This is a genomic window from Klebsiella indica, from assembly GCF_005860775.1.
GTDB lineage: Bacteria > Pseudomonadota > Gammaproteobacteria > Enterobacterales > Enterobacteriaceae > Klebsiella > Klebsiella indica.
The window spans coordinates 118,315-136,816 of record NZ_VCHQ01000009.1 but is presented as its reverse complement, the minus strand read 5'-3'; the positions used below and the strand labels follow the sequence as shown (position 1 = coordinate 136,816).

Annotated in this window: 14 protein-coding genes; 7 read left to right on the top strand and 7 right to left on the bottom strand. The window is 48.2% G+C overall.

Annotation, left to right across the window (positions count from 1 at the left end):
- Positions 1-113: 113 nt before the first annotated feature.
- On the top strand, positions 114-1,061 hold the full coding sequence (prs, locus tag FE839_RS08115; RefSeq protein WP_015367113.1) for a ribose-phosphate diphosphokinase: 948 nt from the start codon (positions 114-116) through the stop codon (positions 1,059-1,061).
- 277 nt (positions 1,062-1,338) lie between these two features.
- Positions 1,339-3,018 carry a C4-dicarboxylic acid transporter DauA gene (dauA, locus tag FE839_RS08110; RefSeq protein ID WP_138360324.1) on the top strand — a complete coding sequence of 560 codons (1,680 nt, stop codon included), beginning with the start codon at positions 1,339-1,341 and terminating at the stop codon, positions 3,016-3,018.
- Positions 3,019-3,379: 361 nt separating this feature from the next.
- Here dauA and ychH read toward each other — a convergent pair whose 3' ends face one another.
- Positions 3,380-3,655: a stress-induced protein YchH gene (gene ychH, locus FE839_RS08105; protein ID WP_138360323.1), complete on the bottom strand. Its 276-nt coding sequence runs from the start codon at positions 3,653-3,655 to the stop codon at positions 3,380-3,382.
- A 272-nt stretch (positions 3,656-3,927) separates the two neighbouring features.
- On the opposite strand from ychH, the gene pth reads away from it, so the two are divergent.
- The 4 genes from pth (at position 3,928) to FE839_RS08085 (ending at position 7,609) form a co-directional block, all read left to right on the top strand.
- Positions 3,928-4,512, top strand: coding sequence for an aminoacyl-tRNA hydrolase (gene pth, locus FE839_RS08100; RefSeq protein WP_138360322.1), 585 nt, complete (start codon positions 3,928-3,930; stop codon positions 4,510-4,512).
- A gap of 117 nt (positions 4,513-4,629) precedes the next feature.
- Entirely contained in the window at positions 4,630-5,724 is a 1,095-nt protein-coding gene (gene ychF / locus FE839_RS08095) for a redox-regulated ATPase YchF (RefSeq protein WP_138360321.1), read from the top strand.
- A gap of 765 nt (positions 5,725-6,489) precedes the next feature.
- Positions 6,490-6,663: a small membrane protein gene (locus FE839_RS08090; RefSeq protein WP_338324963.1), complete on the top strand. Its 174-nt coding sequence runs from the start codon at positions 6,490-6,492 to the stop codon at positions 6,661-6,663.
- A gap of 301 nt (positions 6,664-6,964) precedes the next feature.
- Complete coding sequence (locus FE839_RS08085) at positions 6,965-7,609, top strand: hypothetical protein (RefSeq protein WP_138360320.1); 645 nt, start codon at positions 6,965-6,967, stop codon at positions 7,607-7,609.
- An 831-nt stretch (positions 7,610-8,440) separates the two neighbouring features.
- On the opposite strand, the gene FE839_RS08080 is transcribed toward FE839_RS08085, so the two are convergent.
- The 6 genes from FE839_RS08080 to FE839_RS08055 all read right to left on the bottom strand — a co-directional run bounded on the left by FE839_RS08080 (position 8,441) and on the right by FE839_RS08055 (position 17,380).
- Entirely contained in the window at positions 8,441-9,067 is a 627-nt protein-coding gene (locus FE839_RS08080) for a transporter (RefSeq protein ID WP_138360319.1), read from the bottom strand.
- Between the two features lie 543 nt (positions 9,068-9,610).
- Positions 9,611-10,468, bottom strand: coding sequence for a helix-turn-helix domain-containing protein (locus FE839_RS08075; RefSeq protein ID WP_171034843.1), 858 nt, complete (start codon positions 10,466-10,468; stop codon positions 9,611-9,613).
- Between the two features lie 99 nt (positions 10,469-10,567).
- On the bottom strand, positions 10,568-11,977 hold the full coding sequence (locus FE839_RS08070; protein WP_138360317.1) for an efflux transporter outer membrane subunit: 1,410 nt from the start codon (positions 11,975-11,977) through the stop codon (positions 10,568-10,570).
- A 10-nt stretch (positions 11,978-11,987) separates the two neighbouring features.
- Positions 11,988-15,098, bottom strand: a complete 3,111-nt coding sequence (locus tag FE839_RS08065) for an efflux RND transporter permease subunit (RefSeq protein ID WP_138360316.1) — start codon at positions 15,096-15,098, stop codon at positions 11,988-11,990.
- Between the two features lie 13 nt (positions 15,099-15,111).
- Complete coding sequence (locus FE839_RS08060) at positions 15,112-16,269, bottom strand: efflux RND transporter periplasmic adaptor subunit (RefSeq protein WP_138360315.1); 1,158 nt, start codon at positions 16,267-16,269, stop codon at positions 15,112-15,114.
- A 136-nt stretch (positions 16,270-16,405) separates the two neighbouring features.
- Complete coding sequence (locus FE839_RS08055) at positions 16,406-17,380, bottom strand: NmrA family NAD(P)-binding protein (RefSeq protein ID WP_138360314.1); 975 nt, start codon at positions 17,378-17,380, stop codon at positions 16,406-16,408.
- 111 nt (positions 17,381-17,491) lie between these two features.
- Here FE839_RS08055 and FE839_RS08050 point away from each other — a divergent pair, with 111 nt between their 5' ends.
- Positions 17,492-18,385, top strand: a complete 894-nt coding sequence (locus FE839_RS08050; RefSeq protein ID WP_138360313.1) for a LysR family transcriptional regulator — start codon at positions 17,492-17,494, stop codon at positions 18,383-18,385.
- Positions 18,386-18,502 lie beyond the last annotated feature (117 nt).

Sequence of the window (18,502 nt, the reverse complement as noted above, 5' to 3'; positions counted from 1 at the left end):
TCCAGACGTTGCATCGGGCTCTTTAAATACACCGCCTGGATGAAATCGTGCCCACCCGCACTTTTTTTTGGCTCATTTCATCCACCACTGGACGCATGCCTGAGGTTCTTCTCGTGCCTGATATGAAGCTTTTTGCTGGTAACGCCACCCCGGAACTAGCACAACGTATTGCCAACCGTCTGTACACTTCTCTTGGCGACGCCGCTGTAGGTCGTTTTAGCGACGGCGAAGTCAGCGTACAAATCAATGAAAACGTACGCGGTGGTGATATTTTCATCATCCAGTCCACTTGTGCTCCCACCAATGACAACCTGATGGAACTGGTTGTTATGGTCGATGCTCTGCGTCGTGCTTCGGCAGGTCGTATCACCGCCGTTATCCCTTACTTCGGTTACGCTCGTCAGGACCGTCGTGTTCGTTCTGCTCGTGTGCCTATCACCGCAAAAGTGGTTGCCGATTTCCTCTCCAGCGTTGGCGTCGACCGCGTGCTGACCGTTGACCTGCACGCCGAGCAAATTCAGGGCTTCTTTGACGTTCCGGTTGATAACGTATTCGGCAGCCCAATCCTGCTGGAGGATATGCTGCAGCTGAACCTGGATAACCCGATCGTGGTTTCTCCGGACATCGGTGGCGTTGTTCGCGCCCGCGCGATCGCCAAACTGCTGAACGATACCGACATGGCGATCATCGATAAACGTCGTCCGCGCGCTAACGTTTCTCAGGTGATGCACATCATTGGTGACGTTGCAGGCCGTGACTGCGTTATGGTCGATGATATGATTGATACCGGTGGTACGCTGTGTAAAGCGGCGGAAGCGCTGAAAGAGCGTGGTGCAAAACGGGTCTTCGCCTACGCGACGCACCCGATCTTCTCTGGCAACGCCATTCAGAACATCAAAAATTCGGTGATTGACGAATTTGTCGTCTGCGATACTATTCCGCTGACGCCAGAAATCAAAGCGCTGGATAAAGTTCGTACCCTGACGCTGTCTGGTATGTTGGCCGAAGCGATTCGTCGTATCAGCAACGAAGAATCTATTTCTGCTATGTTCGAACATTAATCGAGCCTGGCATAAAAACCCGCTGCGGCGGGTTTTTTTTGTCCCTGAACTTTTATTCCACAAAATCATTTCGGACACAGTAAGGCGGCAACGAAAATGACTGGCAACAGGTGGCTGACGCGCGGGGAGTCATGCGGCGCGTTACGGCCAGCAAGGTCCAGATCAGCCGGCGACCGCCGCCAGTACTGGCTTTCGGAATAATGACGTGGGAATGACTAATGCCTCCTTCACCTGCCATTCAGTTGACAGATGATGCGCTTATGGATCAAACATTATTGTGAACAGATTATTTTCCTCACATGTGATGCCTTTCCGCGCCCTCATCGACGCTTGCTGGAAAGAAAAATATACCGTTTCGCGGTTTACTCGCGATGTCATTGCCGGGATAACCGTTGGGATTATCGCTATTCCGCTGGCAATGGCGCTGGCTATTGGCAGTGGCGTGGCGCCTCAGTACGGTCTTTATACCTCGGCGGTGGCGGGGATCGTCATTGCGTTAACCGGCGGGTCGCGCTTTAGCGTTTCCGGTCCGACCGCCGCTTTCGTGGTCATTCTGTATCCCGTCTCGCAACAGTTCGGCCTTTCAGGGCTGCTGGTGGCGACATTACTTTCGGGGCTGTTCTTGATTTTTTTTGGTCTGGCGCGCTTTGGTCGCCTGATTGAATATATTCCGCTATCGGTCACGCTCGGCTTCACCTCAGGGATCGGTATTACCATTGGTACCATGCAAATTAAAGATTTTCTTGGTTTGCAGATGGCGCATGTACCTGAACATTATTTGCAGAAAGTCGCCGCACTGGTCATGGCGCTGCCGACCATTAATCTGGGTGATGCCGTCATTGGCATTGTCACACTGGGCACGCTGATTATCTGGCCTCGCCTTGGTATCCGGTTGCCAGGACACCTCCCGGCCTTGCTGGCGGGCTGTATGGTTATGGGCGTGGCTAACCTGCTTGGCGACAACGTCGCCACCATTGGCTCGCAGTTCCACTATATTCTCGCCGATGGTAGCCAGGGTAACGGTATTCCTCAGTTACTGCCGCAACTGGTACTGCCGTGGAATATGCCAGGTTCAGACTTCACGCTTAACTGGTCTTCATTACAGGCGCTGCTCCCCGCTGCGTTCTCAATGGCCATGCTCGGGGCGATTGAATCTCTACTCTGCGCCGTGGTGCTGGATGGTATGACAGGCACCAAGCATAAAGCCAACAGCGAACTGATTGGTCAGGGTCTGGGGAACATTGTCGCCCCCTTCTTCGGGGGAATTACTGCCACCGCAGCCATCGCCCGTTCCGCCGCTAACGTCCGTGCTGGCGCGACCTCGCCGATTTCCGCTGTGATCCACGCGCTGCTGGTGATCATGGCGCTGCTGGTCCTCGCGCCCCTGCTCTCCTGGCTACCGCTTTCCGCAATGGCGGCGTTGCTGCTGATGGTGGCATGGAATATGAGTGAAGCGCATAAGGTGATTAACCTGCTGCGCTACGCGCCAAAAGACGACATCATTGTGATGCTGTTGTGTATGTCGCTGACCGTGCTATTTGATATGGTCATCGCCATCAGCATCGGTATTGTGCTCGCCTCCCTGCTGTTTATGCGGCGGATTGCGCGTATGACCCGCCTTGCGCCAGTTAATGTCGAGGTTCCGGATGACGTGCTGGTGCTGCGCGTCATCGGGCCGCTGTTTTTCGCCGCCGCTGAGGGGCTGTTTACCGATCTGGAGACGCGAATCACGGGCAAACGCATCGTGGTGCTGAAATGGGATGCGGTGCCGGTGCTGGATGCCGGCGGGCTGGATGCCTTCCAGCGCTTCGTGAAAAAGCTGCCTGAAGGCTGCGAACTGCGCGTCTCCAACCTCGAATTCCAGCCGCTGCGTACGCTGGCCCGTGCCGGCGTCAAACCGATTCCGGGTCGCCTGAGCTTCTACCCGGACCGTAACGCCGCGCTGGCGGATCTTTAATTACCCGGCGGCAGGCCCCGCGCCTGCCGCACCATCTTGCCGGGCACCTGGCTCTCCTCCATATCTCCTTCGTCAATGCGGTTCCTGCTCTATGGCGTAACGAAGCGTCGGCTGATTTACGCATGGTATCTGTGTAGATTACGCACATCCGAATGCCCTGCATCACCGCGCATCTGGATGTCCGCCGATGCAGGCAATAGTGATCCAGGGAGTAAGACACCATGGGTAATCCGTTCAATAGCATCGCCACGAAAGTGCGCTCACAATATGATGACCAATACAGGGGACAATAAGTGGACTGCCTGAACAGGCTACATTAAAACGCACCAGCCGTTATCAACGGCTGGTGAAAGGAATTTACTTAACTGTGGCGATGCTGATCGCGACGGCAGCGTTTATCATAGTGGCGAACCCACCAGTATCTGTCGCTGACCTGCTCATGACCGCCGATACGTGCGCCCGCCAGCCACAGCACCGCGCCAACAAAAATACTCAGGATCGCGCCATGCGCGAAAATCTGCGGCAGGTCAAGCTGTGGAAGCTGGTTTAAAATAGAGTAGCCAACGCCGACAACCATGACGACCAACCCCATCCCCATCAGCACATTACCGAGTAACGAAGCGTTTCTGCGTTTCATATGTCACCTCCGGAACCTTGGGTTGCATGGGAATATCCCCAAATCCTATGGGTATAGTATAGACAATGACCAATCTGCTGATTGCGTGAGCGGTCACATAAGCACACCGCGCGCTAACAAAAATTTACAAATAAGCCCCTGAACAATATCAAATTCTAATTATTCAACCGGGTAATTATCCTTATCCGCCGCGCTTCGTTGGCAGAGTTTTGTCAACCGTGCGCGCAGACAGTACACTACGCCCCAGAGAACGATCCATGCAGGATAAAAAAGTGACGATAAAACTGATTGTCGGCCTGGCGAACCCCGGCGCTGAGTACGCGGCAACCCGCCATAACGCGGGTGCCTGGTATGTGGATTTACTGGCTGAGCGTCATCGTGCGCCGCTACGTGAAGAGAGCAAATTCTTCGGCTACACCTCGCGGATTACCCTTGCGGGTGAGGATATTCGTTTGCTGGTCCCGACGACCTTTATGAACCTTAGCGGTAAAGCCGTCGCCGCGATGGCGACCTTCTTTCGTATCAATCCGGATGAAATTCTGGTCGCCCACGATGAGCTCGACTTACCCCCCGGCGTTGCTAAGTTCAAACTTGGCGGCGGTCATGGGGGACATAATGGACTGAAGGATATCATCAGCAAGCTGGGTAATAACCCGAACTTTCACCGCTTACGCGTGGGAATCGGTCATCCAGGTGATAAAAATAAAGTCGTCGGTTTCGTCCTGGGCAAACCGCCAGCCGGTGAACAGAAGCTGATTGATGAAGCCGTTGACGAAGCGGCTCGCTGCACTGAAGTGTGGATGAAAGATGGGCTCACCAAAGCGACCAATCGTTTACACGCGTTTAAAGCGCAATAACCGGTCGACGTGCGGAATTTTTATCACGCACCGTGTATAATAGGCGTAGTTATTAACTTTTCTGCAATCTGTTCATCGTAACAGATTGATTATCCAAAGATTAAGGTGATTTAAATCATGGGATTCAAATGCGGTATCGTCGGTTTGCCCAACGTCGGCAAATCCACCCTGTTCAATGCGCTCACTAAAGCGGGTATTGAAGCGGCCAACTTCCCCTTCTGTACCATTGAGCCGAACACCGGTGTCGTGCCGATGCCCGATCCGCGTCTGGACAAACTGGCTGAAATCGTCAAACCGCAGCGTATTTTGCCCACGACGATGGAATTCGTTGATATCGCAGGTCTGGTAAAAGGGGCCTCTAAAGGTGAAGGTCTGGGTAACCAGTTTCTGACCAACATCCGCGAAACCGAAGCTATCGGCCATGTGGTGCGCTGCTTTGAAAACGACAACATCATCCACGTAAATAACAAAGTGGACCCGGCTAACGACATCGACGTGATCAACACTGAGCTGGCGCTGTCCGATCTGGACACCTGCGAGCGCGCTATCCACCGGGTGCAGAAAAAAGCGAAAGGCGGCGATAAAGACGCTAAAGCAGAACTGGCGGCGCTGGAAAAATGCCTCCCGCATCTGGAGAACGCCGGTATGCTGCGTGCCCTGAAAGACCTGACCGATGAAGACAAAGCCGCCATCAAATACCTGAGCTTCCTGACGCTGAAGCCAACTATGTATATCGCAAACGTCAACGAAGATGGCTTTGAGAACAATCCCTATCTCGACAAAGTTCGTGAAATTGCCGCCGCCGAAGGTTCCGTGGTGGTTGCGGTGTGTGCGGCCGTTGAGGCTGATATCGCTGAGCTGGACGATGCCGATCGCGATGAATTTATGGCTGAGATGGGTCTGGAAGAACCGGGCTTGAACCGGGTTATCCGTGCCGGTTACGAACTGCTGAACCTACAGACCTACTTCACCGCCGGCGTGAAAGAAGTTCGCGCATGGACTATCCCGGTTGGCGCAACCGCCCCTCAGGCAGCGGGTAAAATCCATACCGATTTCGAGAAAGGCTTTATCCGCGCGCAGACGATCGCCTTTGAAGACTTTATTACCTATAAAGGCGAACAAGGCGCGAAAGAAGCCGGGAAAATGCGTGCAGAAGGTAAAGATTATATCGTGAAGGATGGCGATATTATGAACTTCTTGTTTAACGTCTAATGAGAATGGCTCGTCTCATGAGGTTTTATCCAATCTCATGAAAACGCCAGAATCGGTAAAATCCACGCTATTGCGTGGATTTTTTATACATTTCCTTCCCTATTGCCGTATCTTCAGCAGCGGCTAGCCTTAAAATACCGCCGATAAATCATTACACCATCATATATCTGGCCGTATAACACCGTATTTTCTCTCTCCCGGATATCGACCGATCGGTTGCAGCCGCGTTTATCATCCGAAGTTCTAACTCCGCTCCGCGGTTATGAGAATTATTCGCCCGCCGGGGGCAAACGCCCGGACATAGCACTTCTGATGCAAACCCCTTCTCTTCCCCGCACAAAATGAATGCAGCAGGAACGAATTAATGTTCGGGAATATGTAAACCAGGATGACTCACTGGCTTGCACAGGTTTATATTACAATCGCCACATTAATTCGTAATGTCATGATTCGCTCCCCGAGAAAAATTAAAACTAATTCCCCCCATAAATATCAATAGCCATAATAATCACCACCGACACGTTATGCCGACATACCTCACTTAATAAGTGAATAACGACGACGCCTTAAAAATTCATTGAATGAATTGAGAGAAAAATGATTATTCAGCAAAATAAGCGGTCACAATGACTGATTAACAAAAAGCGCGTTATCCATTCATTGCAATTACTTATCAATACAGTTCATATCCTCACCAGCGAAATTTATTTCATATTTTCATTTTACGACAATAGGATTTTTCTTAATCTTATTATATATTAGTTCATGCCAGCCAGCACTCGCTCTGACATTAACGACACACGTATGAGGTATGAAATGGGAAACCTATTTTTCCTTGGGCTCGCTATTGTACTTTTAATCATTTCAATAGCATCTTTTATGTCATACATCAGAGACAGACGAAGAATCAAAAAAACATTTCAAAGCAGAAGAAGGTAAGACGGATGATTAACGATTCCCGTAAATAAATCAATCTGCATATGATTTACACACAGAACAGCAAAACAATCAAGATATGAATAAAATAAACGTCACTATTCATTCCTGTCATTATCGGATGATAGCAATCCAATATCATTATCACAAAATAAACCCAATTTCTACACCATCAGATGGTAAAAAGGCATTCAATTCAGAATTACGGTTATTATCGTGATACAGGGTGCAATAAATTTATTTCAGTCGGATAACTTTCGTCACGTACAACCGTAAATAACACTGGTGAAAGGTATAACATATCATGCCCGATATTAGTAAATCTGCACGCAGAATGTCTGCGTTACAGAAAAACATTCTCATTGTGCTTGCCGCTTTAGATCAACGTAAGCATATGCCAGTCGCAACTAAGGATATTGAACGCGTACTTGAACAAGGAGGAGAAAAGCCCGTATACGGTTCGAACTTAAGAGCCGCCTGTAGAAAACTCGAGGAAGCCGGATTTGTTTGCACATTAAGGGCCAGGAATTTACAACTTGCTGTCGAACTGACAGAGACAGGCAAAGCAACTGCATACCCCTTACTTGAGCAAGAAAAACGTGAAGAACAGGCAAAAGCGCGTACGCAGGAATGCCACGTTTTACCCGCGTCTATAGTGACCACTGATATTAACGAAACTGAGATCGAAATTAATGATAAATGTTATTCCGTATACCGTTGTGCTTATGTTATACGACTGAATAAAACAACCTGTTTACAGTTATGGCGGTCAAATGGAAAACCTGTCAAACTAGAAGGCGATGCATTGCAGATCGCTGAATGGTATAAAAAGTGTTATGATGCTGGAATTCAATGTCGAATACAAATAAATGAAGGTGATAAATTAAGTCCCAAAAGCATACAATTGCTCTCAACCAATCATTATCAACGCTGTGGTGATACATTTTAACAAAAACAGAGGTAATAGAATATCTCCTTATTGAAACCTGAAGAACAGGGATGTTTTTGAATGCATAATATATACTGTCAGCGATCCTCACCATTTAAATCATTTAGCATAAAAAAACACAAAAATACCACACTATAAATAAAAGAGACAACAGTTATTCATACAATTAAAAGATAAAGCCCAGGGAATTATATTTATATTTTAATTAATGCAACCTGCAGAATAAAACAACTCACAGATTGTCGGGAACAAATTAGAACGCCGCGCAGCGGCAGCCAATAAGGATGAGGCACCTGAATGGGTCAGGTAACACAGCCAATACATATACAACCTTTTGCATGATGGAAATATTGTACTATTACAAAATATGTACAATATATTTATTACAATAAAAACAGAAATATTTTATTAATCATTACTCAGCACATCGCCACCAGGAAACCTCTTTCGGCATCACGGACAATGACGCTGTCATTCACGAAACGGCGCTCAGTCAATCATGATTCTCGAACACAGCGCAATGGCACATGGCCTCCGCTCACATGCTAATAATATTATATTAGCGCCTCATTGGTGGTTCAATTTGCTGGCACTAAGGTGATTCTCTGGCCGATCCTGCTGATACAGGCGGAGGGTACGCCCGCAAACTTACCCGGCTGAATGTCGTGCAAACCACCAGCCGCAGCTGCTGGTAGCACGAACTGACGGTAAGGATTAAAGTGGAATATTCAGGCAACTCATCGACAAGACGCAGCGCTTTCAAATAAGCCAGCGCATTCTACAGTGAGCATATCTCTGCGCATGGCAATATTTTACACTCGCTCTGCGAACTTATTCTGTCGGACGTTCGTTATACGAATTGTGCTCTGCTTTACGCTGGTAGAAATAATAGCCAATACTCGACGTCAGGCATAGCACATAGCCAAACGATTCTGCCCCCTCTTCCACCATATTTTTAACTACCCGAACATATTGCTCTCTGAGCACTGTCTCCCACAATAAGTGCATACCAAATAATCGTGAAAAAACCAGTATACACAGTAGCCCGGAGATCATCATTCCATAATAAGGCATCAGTGGGTAACGAGCGAGATCATCGAGTGCCTGACGGTAATTCCTCGCGGTATACGCAATAATCGCCACAGAGGTGCTCAGCGCAAACCATACCCAGCTACCGTGAGAAATTAAATCAAACAAACCATCCAGTTCACGAATAAGCATCGCAAGGAAAAAACCACCAATCAGGAGATGGCACTCGCGCATGTGCGCGGAATCTTTCACTAATTTGAAATGGATAAACACGATCACTGCCAGTATCGATTCCTGAAGTATTTCTGTCACCGAGACTTCACCGAGCTTGTCCTGTAGCCAACAGACATCAAGCCACAAACCTAAAACGACAGTGCTTGCAAGTATCACAGCAAGGAAAAAGTAAATAATAGAACGAATCAGTAACATAATAATATAAATATGAAAAATGAAGTAAACGTGTCATTGAATAGCTAACATTAGCATGTTAACGAACAGAAAATTTCGCTCAAATGGCTGTTTATCTTTCATTTTGCCTGTCCCGGTAAACTGACGGACGACGGAACTCAGCAGCATTCACGGCAAAATTAGCGTGCCGTGTCGTCAGAAATTCTCCGCCTGTTCCTACAGAGGTCATCGAGGAGGCCAGTCCGGATGCGGATCGCCCGGCGGAGAAAGGGCCAGTGAACGCAAAGGGATAAGAGCATTATCGACGCGCTATGCTTCCTGGGAAGAGGGACGGGGACGCTTTTTCCTGTAGCAGACGGAAGGCCCATGCCGGTCGCGTCCCCGGCAGTTAAAATTGCATCCCGCCGCTTATCAGCATGCAGAGGTGATTACCCATAACGAAAAGTCAATCCCCTCCGGGCAGTCAATATAGGCCAGCACTGCGTTGTGTGGTTTAATGAGCAACTGCGTGACTGTCCTTAATACAGTGGCCGTTACACATTATCAGGAATCATCTCGCTACGCTTAATTATCGGTATAATCAATGGGCATAAAATATATGACTTTACGCATGTCAGGACTTCCTCGCACCTGCCCCCTGATCTGCATAAAATCGAGACCGTCTCTTTTAATCAATGGACATGCGGGCAAATAGTGGGTGTACAGGTATTCAGTTACCCTGTGTATCACCTCAGCGCTGACGCGCATATATAATACCGCATATCGTCCCTCATCCAGCACTTTGTAATTTATTCTCTCTTGCCCCTCTCTACTGTCAGGACGTAGCGCCTCCACCGGATGAATATACTGAGTTCCTCGTCGCTCAGAAGCCAACGAATTTATCTCAATAGCAAACCCGAGACTGTCCACATCAGCCTGCAGACGCTTCTGAAATCTCGTGACTTTTGACTGGATATAATGCCCGGAATGGTTAATAATGGCATTTTCGTCTGACATGGATATTTTTAAGCTGCGTATTTTCAATTCCGTATAAATAATCTTGTCCAGACAAAACTGATCGTTTGACTCCGGCCCGGGAAGCTGCTTTCTGAAGTCGGTAACCGGATCCCGCCTTGCCTGTAGAGGAGTACATCCGTACTGCAAGCGAAACGCCCGACAGAAGCTTTGTACCGTCCCGAACCCAAGACCAATCGCTATCTCTGAAACCGTGCGCGACGTAATTTTGAGTTCAGCGAAAGCCAGCGTCAGCCGCCTGCGTCGAATGTATTCGGCAACATTGATATCCATCACTTGACAGAAAACCCGATTAAAATACCATCGGGTATAGCCGGAGCGAGTCTCTATATCCCGCAGTTGAATATCCTCACGAATATTTTCCTCGATCCATACAAGCATACCGATTATTACTTCTCTCGCTGCCATAGACATACCATAAATTAATTAATATCAGTTTTTTCATTCTTCTTGTTTTCTGCAACAGCCCCTCAGCCAATAGCGGGTATGGGCCGGGGGCGATGATATTTACCAGCCGCCGCCGAGTACTTTATATAAAGTAATATCTTGCTGCAGACTGGCCAGTTTTACAGAAATCACATCTTCTTCCGATGAATAAAGTTCCCGTTGCGCCACCAGCACATTAAGATGGCTGTCGACGCCGGCCTGATAGCGTTGCAATGCAAGGCCATAATATCGTTTGTTGGCATCTAAATCCTTTATTCGTGCCGCCACTTCCTTGCTGTAGGTTTCTTTCCCGGCGAGCGCATCCGATACCTCCTCAAAAGCCTGTTGTATTGACTTTTCATAATTCGCAATTTCGATACGTTTTTCCAGTTTGGCCACATCAAGATTGGCCTCGTTTTTCCCACCCGTAAATATCGGGATATTAATTTCTGGCAGGAAACTCCAGCCCGCCGTTCCACCTTCCAGCAAATGGCCAAGACTGTCAGACAACGAGCCCCCCGATGCTGTCAGGCTGATGCTGGGAAAGAATGCCGCCCTTGCGGCGCCAATATTGGCATTTGCGGCTTTAAGAGTATGCTCTGCCGCAATAATGTCCGGCCTTCGGGTCAATAAATCAGAAGGCATACCCGCTTTCACGGAAGGGAAGCCAACGTAATTCTCCAGCGTCATGTTTTGCTTAACCGATGCCGGCAAGGGAACGCCGAGCAGCAGACTCAGGGCATTTTCATCCTGTTTCAGCTGACGGGTGTATTTTTCAACATCCGCTTCAGCCGATCTGACTGACATTTCTGCCTGCATAACATCCTGTTCTGAAACGACACCATTGCCGCCAAGATACTTCCTCTGTGTTAACAGCCAGGTGTTTTTCTGGCTATCGGCAGTCTCTGTCGCGAGGCGAAGCAGATCATGATCAGCCGCCAGAGACATATATCCGGTGGCAACGCTGGCTATCAGGCTAATCCGCGTTGCCTGTTCTGTGGCTGCCGTCGCCAGATACGTTTCCAGCGCATTATCGCGGAGACTGCGTATCCGGCCAAAGAAATCCAGCTCCCAGCTGGTTATTCCGGCCGACAGTTCATATTGCTGATAGGTTGCCGCCCCCGTGCTTCTTGTGGAATAAAGGTTCGCCGGCACACGCTCCGACGTTTTATTCATATTGGCTTCAATCGTCGGAAACAGCGCGGAGCGTTCAATTCTGAACTGGGCCTGCGCGCTTTCGACGTTCAACGCGGCAACCCGCAGATCGCGGTTATTTTCAAGCGCCAGCTGAATTAAATTCACCAGCCGCCGATCGCGGTAGAATTTTTTCCAGTCTGTTGACGAATCCGCATCCCCGGATTGCTGTCCTTCCTGCCACTGCGCCGGAACAGGCATCGCCGGACGATGATATGCCGGCTGTAATGAACAGCCAGACAAAAGAATCAGACTCCAGGCCAGCAGCGAAGGGGCAAACGATGGTTTGATTTTCATGATATCCCCGCTACTTTTGCGAATTAAAACGGCTGAAAAAACGGACCACAATGACATAAAAAAGTGGGACAAAATAAATCGCCAGGAATGTTGCCGACAACATACCGCCCACCACCGCGGTACCGATAGAGTGCTGACTGGCCGCACCTGCCCCGTGCGAGATCGTGAGCGGAAATACCCCCAGCACAAACGCCATTGATGTCATGATAATTGGCCGCAAACGCAAGCGGGCCGCTTCACGCGCCGCGTACACAATATCTTTCCCCTCTTTCTCATGAATATCTTTCGCAAACTCGACGATCAAGATGGCGTTTTTAGCCGCCAGCCCGACCGTCGTTAACAGGCCAACCTGGAAGAACACATCGTTTTCGAGCCCCCTTACCAGCACGCCAATAATTGTCCCCATTACCCCTAGCGGAACAACCAGTAACACTGAAAATGGAATCGACCAGCTTTCATACAATGCCGCCAGGCAGAGGAACACGATTAACACCGAGAAGAGATATAAGGAGACTGTCTGTGAACCGGCCAGTTGCTCTTCATAAGACAGGCCATGCCACATTATTTTGTATCCTCCGGGCAATTTTTTGAATATTTCCTGCACGGCTTTAACCGCATCACCGCTACTGTATCCCGCTGCCGGTGAGCCCATAATATTCACAGCTGAAATACCATTGAACCGTTCAAAGCGCGGAGAATCGAATACCCATTCACCTGAACCAAACGCTGAAAACGGCACCATTGTTCCGGATGAATTTCTGACATACCATTTATCCAGATCTTCCGGAACAACACGCGAACCGGCATTGCCCTGGATATACACCTGTTTAACACGTCCTTCATACATAAACTGGTTTACATAGCTTGAGCCCCAGGCCGCGGATAATGTGTCATTAATATCTTCAATACTGACGCCCAGTGCTCTTGCGCGTTCATCATCAATAATCAGTTTATATTGAGGCTCATCAGCCATGCCGTTATGCCGAACCATTGTCAGACGCTTATCCTTCTGCGCGAGACTGATAAACTCCTGCATGGTTTTCATCAGGGCATCATGACCTTTACCGTTCAGATCCTGGAGGTAGAAATCGAACCCGGTCGAGTTCCCCAGTTCCATTACCGCAGGTGGAATGAGCGCAATCGCCACCCCCTCCTTCATGGACGCAAAATGCGCCATAGTCCTGTTGGCCAGCGCCTGCAGGCTCTGCGAGTCTTTTTTACGTAAGCTCCAGTCTTTTAGACGGACGAATGCGTTTGCCGTATTTTGTCCACGTCCGGCAAAACTGAAGCCATTCGCCGCAAAAATCGAATCCACAACGTCTTTCTCCTGAGTCAGCAGATAATGCTCGACCTCATCAATCACCTGCTGGGTCCTTTCGGCAGAGGCATTCGAGGGTAATGTGATCTGCAGCATCATCAGAGCCTGATCTTCATCGGGTAAAAACGTCGTGGGTACCCGGGTAAATAGGTATCCCGTTGCCGCCACAAGTGCGAGATAGAAGGCCATGAACAGTGCGCGTTTGTTTAAGACCTTTTCAACGCCATGGGTATATCGCAGCGTCCCCCGGTCAAACATTTTGTTGAAGAAGCCAGAAAATCCCCGGGTTTTCGTTTCCGGATTTACCGGTTTCAGCATTGTTGCGCAGAGTGCCGGCGTAAAAATCAGCGCCACAAGTACCGAAAGGATCATGGCGGAGACAATGGCGACGGAGAATTGCCGATAAATTATCCCTGTTGAACCACTGAAGAACGCCATGGGTAAAAGCACGGCGGATAACACCATTGCGATACCGAACAGCGCGCCCTGAACCTGCTCCATTGATTTAATCGTGGCTTCTTTTGGTGGCAGTCCATCCTCATGCATGACACGCTCAACGTTTTCCACCACCACGATAGCGTCATCCACCAGTAACCCTATGGCGAGCACCATACCAAACATGGTCAGGATGTTAATGGAATAACCGAAAGCATAGAGCACGCCAAATGCGCCAAGCAAAACAACCGGCACCACAAGGGTGGTAATGATTGTTGCCCGCAGGTTTTGCAAGAAAAGCAGCATCACCAGGAAGACCAGAACAATAGCCTCGCAGAGGGTTTTCACCACTTCATGAATGGATGCGCTAACCACCGGAGACGTATCATATGGGAAAACAACATGAACGCCCGCCGGTAAGGAGGATTTGATACCGTCGATCGTTGCCTTCACCGCCCTGACCGTATCCAGTACGTTCGCGCCGCTGGCCAGACGCAGGGCTATCCCTGCAGACGGCTTACCATCATAGGTACCTGAAATGCTGTATGTTTTAGGTCCAAGCGCGACTTTCGCCACATCTTTCAGGCGAACCTGTGAACCGTCCGTGTTCACTTTGAGCAGGATATTCTCAAACTGCTTGACTGTCGTCAGGCGCGTTTTCCCGATAATCGTTGCGCTGAATTTGGCATTGGCAACGGTGGGTAATCCTCCCAGCTTACCAGATGAAACCTGGACGTTTTGTTCCTTGATCGCGGTAGAAACATCGCTCGGAACAAGTGAATACTTATAGAGTTTGGCCGGGTCCAGCCATATACGCATACCATATTCCGATCCCATCACCAGAAAGTCGCCGACGCCGTTGGTACGGGAAATCGGGTCCTGTAATTTCGAGACCAGAATATCACCGAGATCGCCATCGGTCAGTTTTCCATCATCAGAATAGAGTCCGACAACCAGCATATAGTTCATCTGGTATTTGGCGACATCAATACCCTGATCGACCACTTCATCCGGTAACTGAGATTCGGCCAGTGACACTTTATTCTGTACCTGAACCTGGGCAATATCTGGATTCGTTCCCTGATTAAAGGTCACAATAATTGTTGCACTGCCGTCACTGTTACTTTGTGATTCAATATAACGAAGATTATCAATACCACTGAGCTCCTGCTCGATCACCTGGACTACCGTTTTTTGCGTGGTGTCAGCATTTGCCCCCGGATATGTGACGGAAACAGAGATGGCCGGTGGCGCAATATTCGGATACTGATTGACAGGGAGATTCTTAATAGCAAGAGCGCCTGCAATCATAATAATGATTGCAATTACCCACGCAAATATTGGGCGTTCAATAAAGAATTTAGACATCACATTTTCTCATTTATTGAGCCGAAGGATCGGTCATAGACAATGTTTTACTTGCGGTATTATCCTGACGCGGCGTCATTTCAGTCGGAATGACTTTTGTTCCTTGCTTTATCATCTGAATACCCGCTGTCACTACCCGCTCACCGGGACGAACACCTGAGGAAACGATCCATTTATCGCCCTGTGTCCCCTCCGTTTTTATGTGACGTAATTCAATAATATTGTTCGGACCGACAATATAAACGTAGGGATCGCCTTTCGTATCATGTCCGACCGACTCCTGGGGAACCAGCGTACTTTCTTCGCGGATCCCTTGCTGCAGGACGGCATGCACAAACATGCCTGGCAATAGCATCCTGTCCGGATTGGGAAAGGTAGCCCGTAAGATGACAGAACCGGTACTTTCATCAACCCGCACTTCAGAAAAATCCAGGCGACCATCGAGCGGATAAGCCGAACCATCCTCCAGCACTAAACGGACATACGCTTCATGATCGTTAAGGGTTTTTATCTGCCCGCTCTTAATTCTTGCCCTTAGCTCCAGAAGGCTGCGTGACGATTCGCTAATATCAACATAGATTGGATCAAGCTGAGTTATGGTGGTCAGGTAATCTGATTGCCCGTTAGTCACCAGCGCGCCTTCGGTTACCAGCGAGCGGTCGATCCTGCCGGAGATGGGAGCCCGGACTTTCGTGTAATCCAGGTTTATCTGCGCGGTTTCAAGATCCGCTTTGGCCTGCGCAGCGCTGGATACCGCATCATCATAATCCTGTTTGCTGATAGCATTGGTTGCAACCAGCGCGCGATACCGGCGTTCCAGGGCGTCAGCGCTCGTCAGGGTTGCTTTCGCTTTATCATAGGCTGCCTTATACGTTGCAGGATCTATCTGATAAAGCTGCTCCCCGGCTTTGACTTCCGTCCCTTCTTCAAACATCCGCCGAAGAATAATACCGCTAACCTGAGGCCTGACTTCCGCCGTTCTGACGGCGGTCGTCCGCCCCGGCAGACGGGACGAAATCACCACGGGCTGAGTTTTAAGTGTAAAGACATCCACCTGGGGAACAGCCTGCTGAGATGCGGAATTTTTATTACCGCCATCGCAAGCAGTCATTAAAAAGATAACAGGAAAGATCACACCCAGAATTTTTCCGGCGGACTGGATAACAGGCATAGAAAACCACCACTGTTGTAGATGAAAAAGTCTGTCCTGGAGAAAATCTCCAGGGGGAAAAAGGCCGGCATGAATATTCGCCGGCAAACCTTCCCCCATTGGACGTGAGGAAGTAACAGGAAAGCAAAATGTGTGGTCAGACGATATCTTTCCAGTTGGTAATCCCTTTCTCCCATATGTAACTGTAATTACCGATGATTTCTTCCGCTGTTTTCGGATATGACGATGTCAGTTTATAAAAATCATCGGAGCGAATATCCATCAACCCTTCAGCAATACTGGCTTCATTAGTTACCATATCGTTACCACACCACGGAACTGGAGATAATGAGAAATCTTGATCGGTATCGCGAGGGATTCCCATTTCATCAAGATATTTATAAAATTCATCCTTACCAACAGGGCAATATTCAATGTTAATACCAGAAGCCTTGCTGACAATAGCGCAGAGATCGCGCTGCGAGACCGACTGACGCCCGGTAATATTATAAGCCTTATTATTTTCACCCGCACCCAGCAGCAGTGCGGTGGCGGCTTTTGCGCAGTCATCTTTTGCGATAAATGTTCCCTTGCCTTCGCCCGCGGTAGTATACCATTTATTTCCTGACATCAGCGCCAGCATCACGGATGTTGTCAGATAGTTTTCCATGTAAAGATTATTGCGCATTATATTATATTTAAATTCTTTTTTCTTACTCAGAAATTTAATATAAGCTTCGGTTGCGGTATGATCCGGTGTAACATAGACGTGCTGATAACGCGGATCGGAAGCACCAACAAAAGAGCAATATGTGATATGTTGAACACCGGCGCTTAACGCTGAGTCAATCACATTACAGTGTTGTTTGACGCGTTTTTCTCCGATCAATATTCCTGAAATCATAAACATCCGGTCGGCACCGGCAAAAGCGCTAAGCATCTGTTCCGGGTTGTCATAATTGGCAGCACGAATTTCAACCCCTTTCTTAACCCATTGAGCAACTTTATCTGCCGGAATTCGTTGTGGGTCTGGACAAGTAAATATCAGCTCTTGCGGGCTTACTCTACTCAACATATTCTCGGCGATACGTCCCCCAAGCTTCCCATCACAACCCGTTACAAGATATTTCATACCATCCTCACCACTTGAATTAATCTTGTTTTTACTTTACCTGATAGATTTTGAAGTGTTTAATGGAAACAATTAATAGGCTATGAAAGATTTTTATTACGGTGTAATGCTATGAAAATCATACAATTAAGATGTTTTGTCATCCTGTGTGAGACCCTCAGTTTTTCACAAACCGGCGAAATCCTGCATTTGACGCAACCCGCGATATCCCATCAAATCAAAAAACTTGAAAGCCTGTTACGCTTTCAGCTTTTCGTCAGAACTAACCATAAAGTTGAATTAACGAAAGCCGGTAAGCATTTTTACTATAACGCCAAAGAGTTCCTTTCGCGCTTACAAATCGGGATTAATGAGGCATCTTTAATCAACCGGGGAAAACACAGCGTCATAAAAATTGGTTATGAAGGACATAATGTTGAAGTAGATAATCTATCGCGAATCATTAACGGATTTACGGCATTAAATGCCGACGTCCAAATAATGGTATTAAAAACAAATCATAAAGAAAGAAAAAACGCATTACTCTCAGGCGCCTGTGACATAATAATGACGGTAAAAGATGATATTGAAAATACGGATGGTGTGATATATAAAGAGATAATGAATGAGGGTATCACCTGCCTGATTAACCGTAACAGCAAGTTGGCGTCAAAAACACTGATCGATTTCGAGGATATTCGTCAGGAAACCATCATACTTCTCGATTCTAATCATGGTCCTAAAGAGTGGAATGTTGTTCAGCAGCGTCTGATTTCAACGTTACCAGATAGTCAGTATATTTTCTCGGATTCAATCGTCTCCGGTGAAATTTACATTAAGTCCAATATGGGCGTGGCAATTATTCCGGCATTTTGTAATACCAATGAAGACGATCTTGTTTGCCTGCCATTCAATATTAATGAAACGTTCTCTTATGGCGTTGCTTATCTTAAAAGCAGCGTAAACCCTGCCATTATTGAACTTGCAAAATTTATCCATCAAAATTTCGTCTCATATTCCTCTTAGGACCGCACCATTACGAAAATTTCACGTAACAGTGAATGTGCAGACCTTTCCGCCGGGCGGCGGGTAACGCCTTACCCGGTCGGGAAAATCACAATGTTATCCCATTATGCATTTGCG

Bases quoted from the DNA above. Each gene is read 5' to 3' on its own strand.
- ychH (WP_138360323.1), bottom strand. From the start codon at position 3,655: ATGAAACGCAGAAACGCTTCGTTACTCGGTAATGTGCTGATGGGGATG.
- ychF (WP_138360321.1), top strand. From the start codon at position 4,630: ATGGGATTCAAATGCGGTATCGTCGGTTTGCCCAACGTCGGCAAATCC.
- FE839_RS08090 (WP_338324963.1), top strand. From the start codon at position 6,490: ATGCCAGCCAGCACTCGCTCTGACATTAACGACACACGTATGAGGTAT.
- FE839_RS08085 (WP_138360320.1), top strand. From the start codon at position 6,965: ATGCCCGATATTAGTAAATCTGCACGCAGAATGTCTGCGTTACAGAAA.
- FE839_RS08080 (WP_138360319.1), bottom strand. From the start codon at position 9,067: ATGTTACTGATTCGTTCTATTATTTACTTTTTCCTTGCTGTGATACTT.
- FE839_RS08075 (WP_171034843.1), bottom strand. From the start codon at position 10,468: ATGGCAGCGAGAGAAGTAATAATCGGTATGCTTGTATGGATCGAGGAA.
- FE839_RS08070 (WP_138360317.1), bottom strand. From the start codon at position 11,977: ATGAAAATCAAACCATCGTTTGCCCCTTCGCTGCTGGCCTGGAGTCTG.
- FE839_RS08065 (WP_138360316.1), bottom strand. From the start codon at position 15,098: ATGTCTAAATTCTTTATTGAACGCCCAATATTTGCGTGGGTAATTGCA.
- FE839_RS08060 (WP_138360315.1), bottom strand. From the start codon at position 16,269: ATGCCTGTTATCCAGTCCGCCGGAAAAATTCTGGGTGTGATCTTTCCT.
- FE839_RS08055 (WP_138360314.1), bottom strand. From the start codon at position 17,380: ATGAAATATCTTGTAACGGGTTGTGATGGGAAGCTTGGGGGACGTATC.
- FE839_RS08050 (WP_138360313.1), top strand. From the start codon at position 17,492: ATGAAAATCATACAATTAAGATGTTTTGTCATCCTGTGTGAGACCCTC.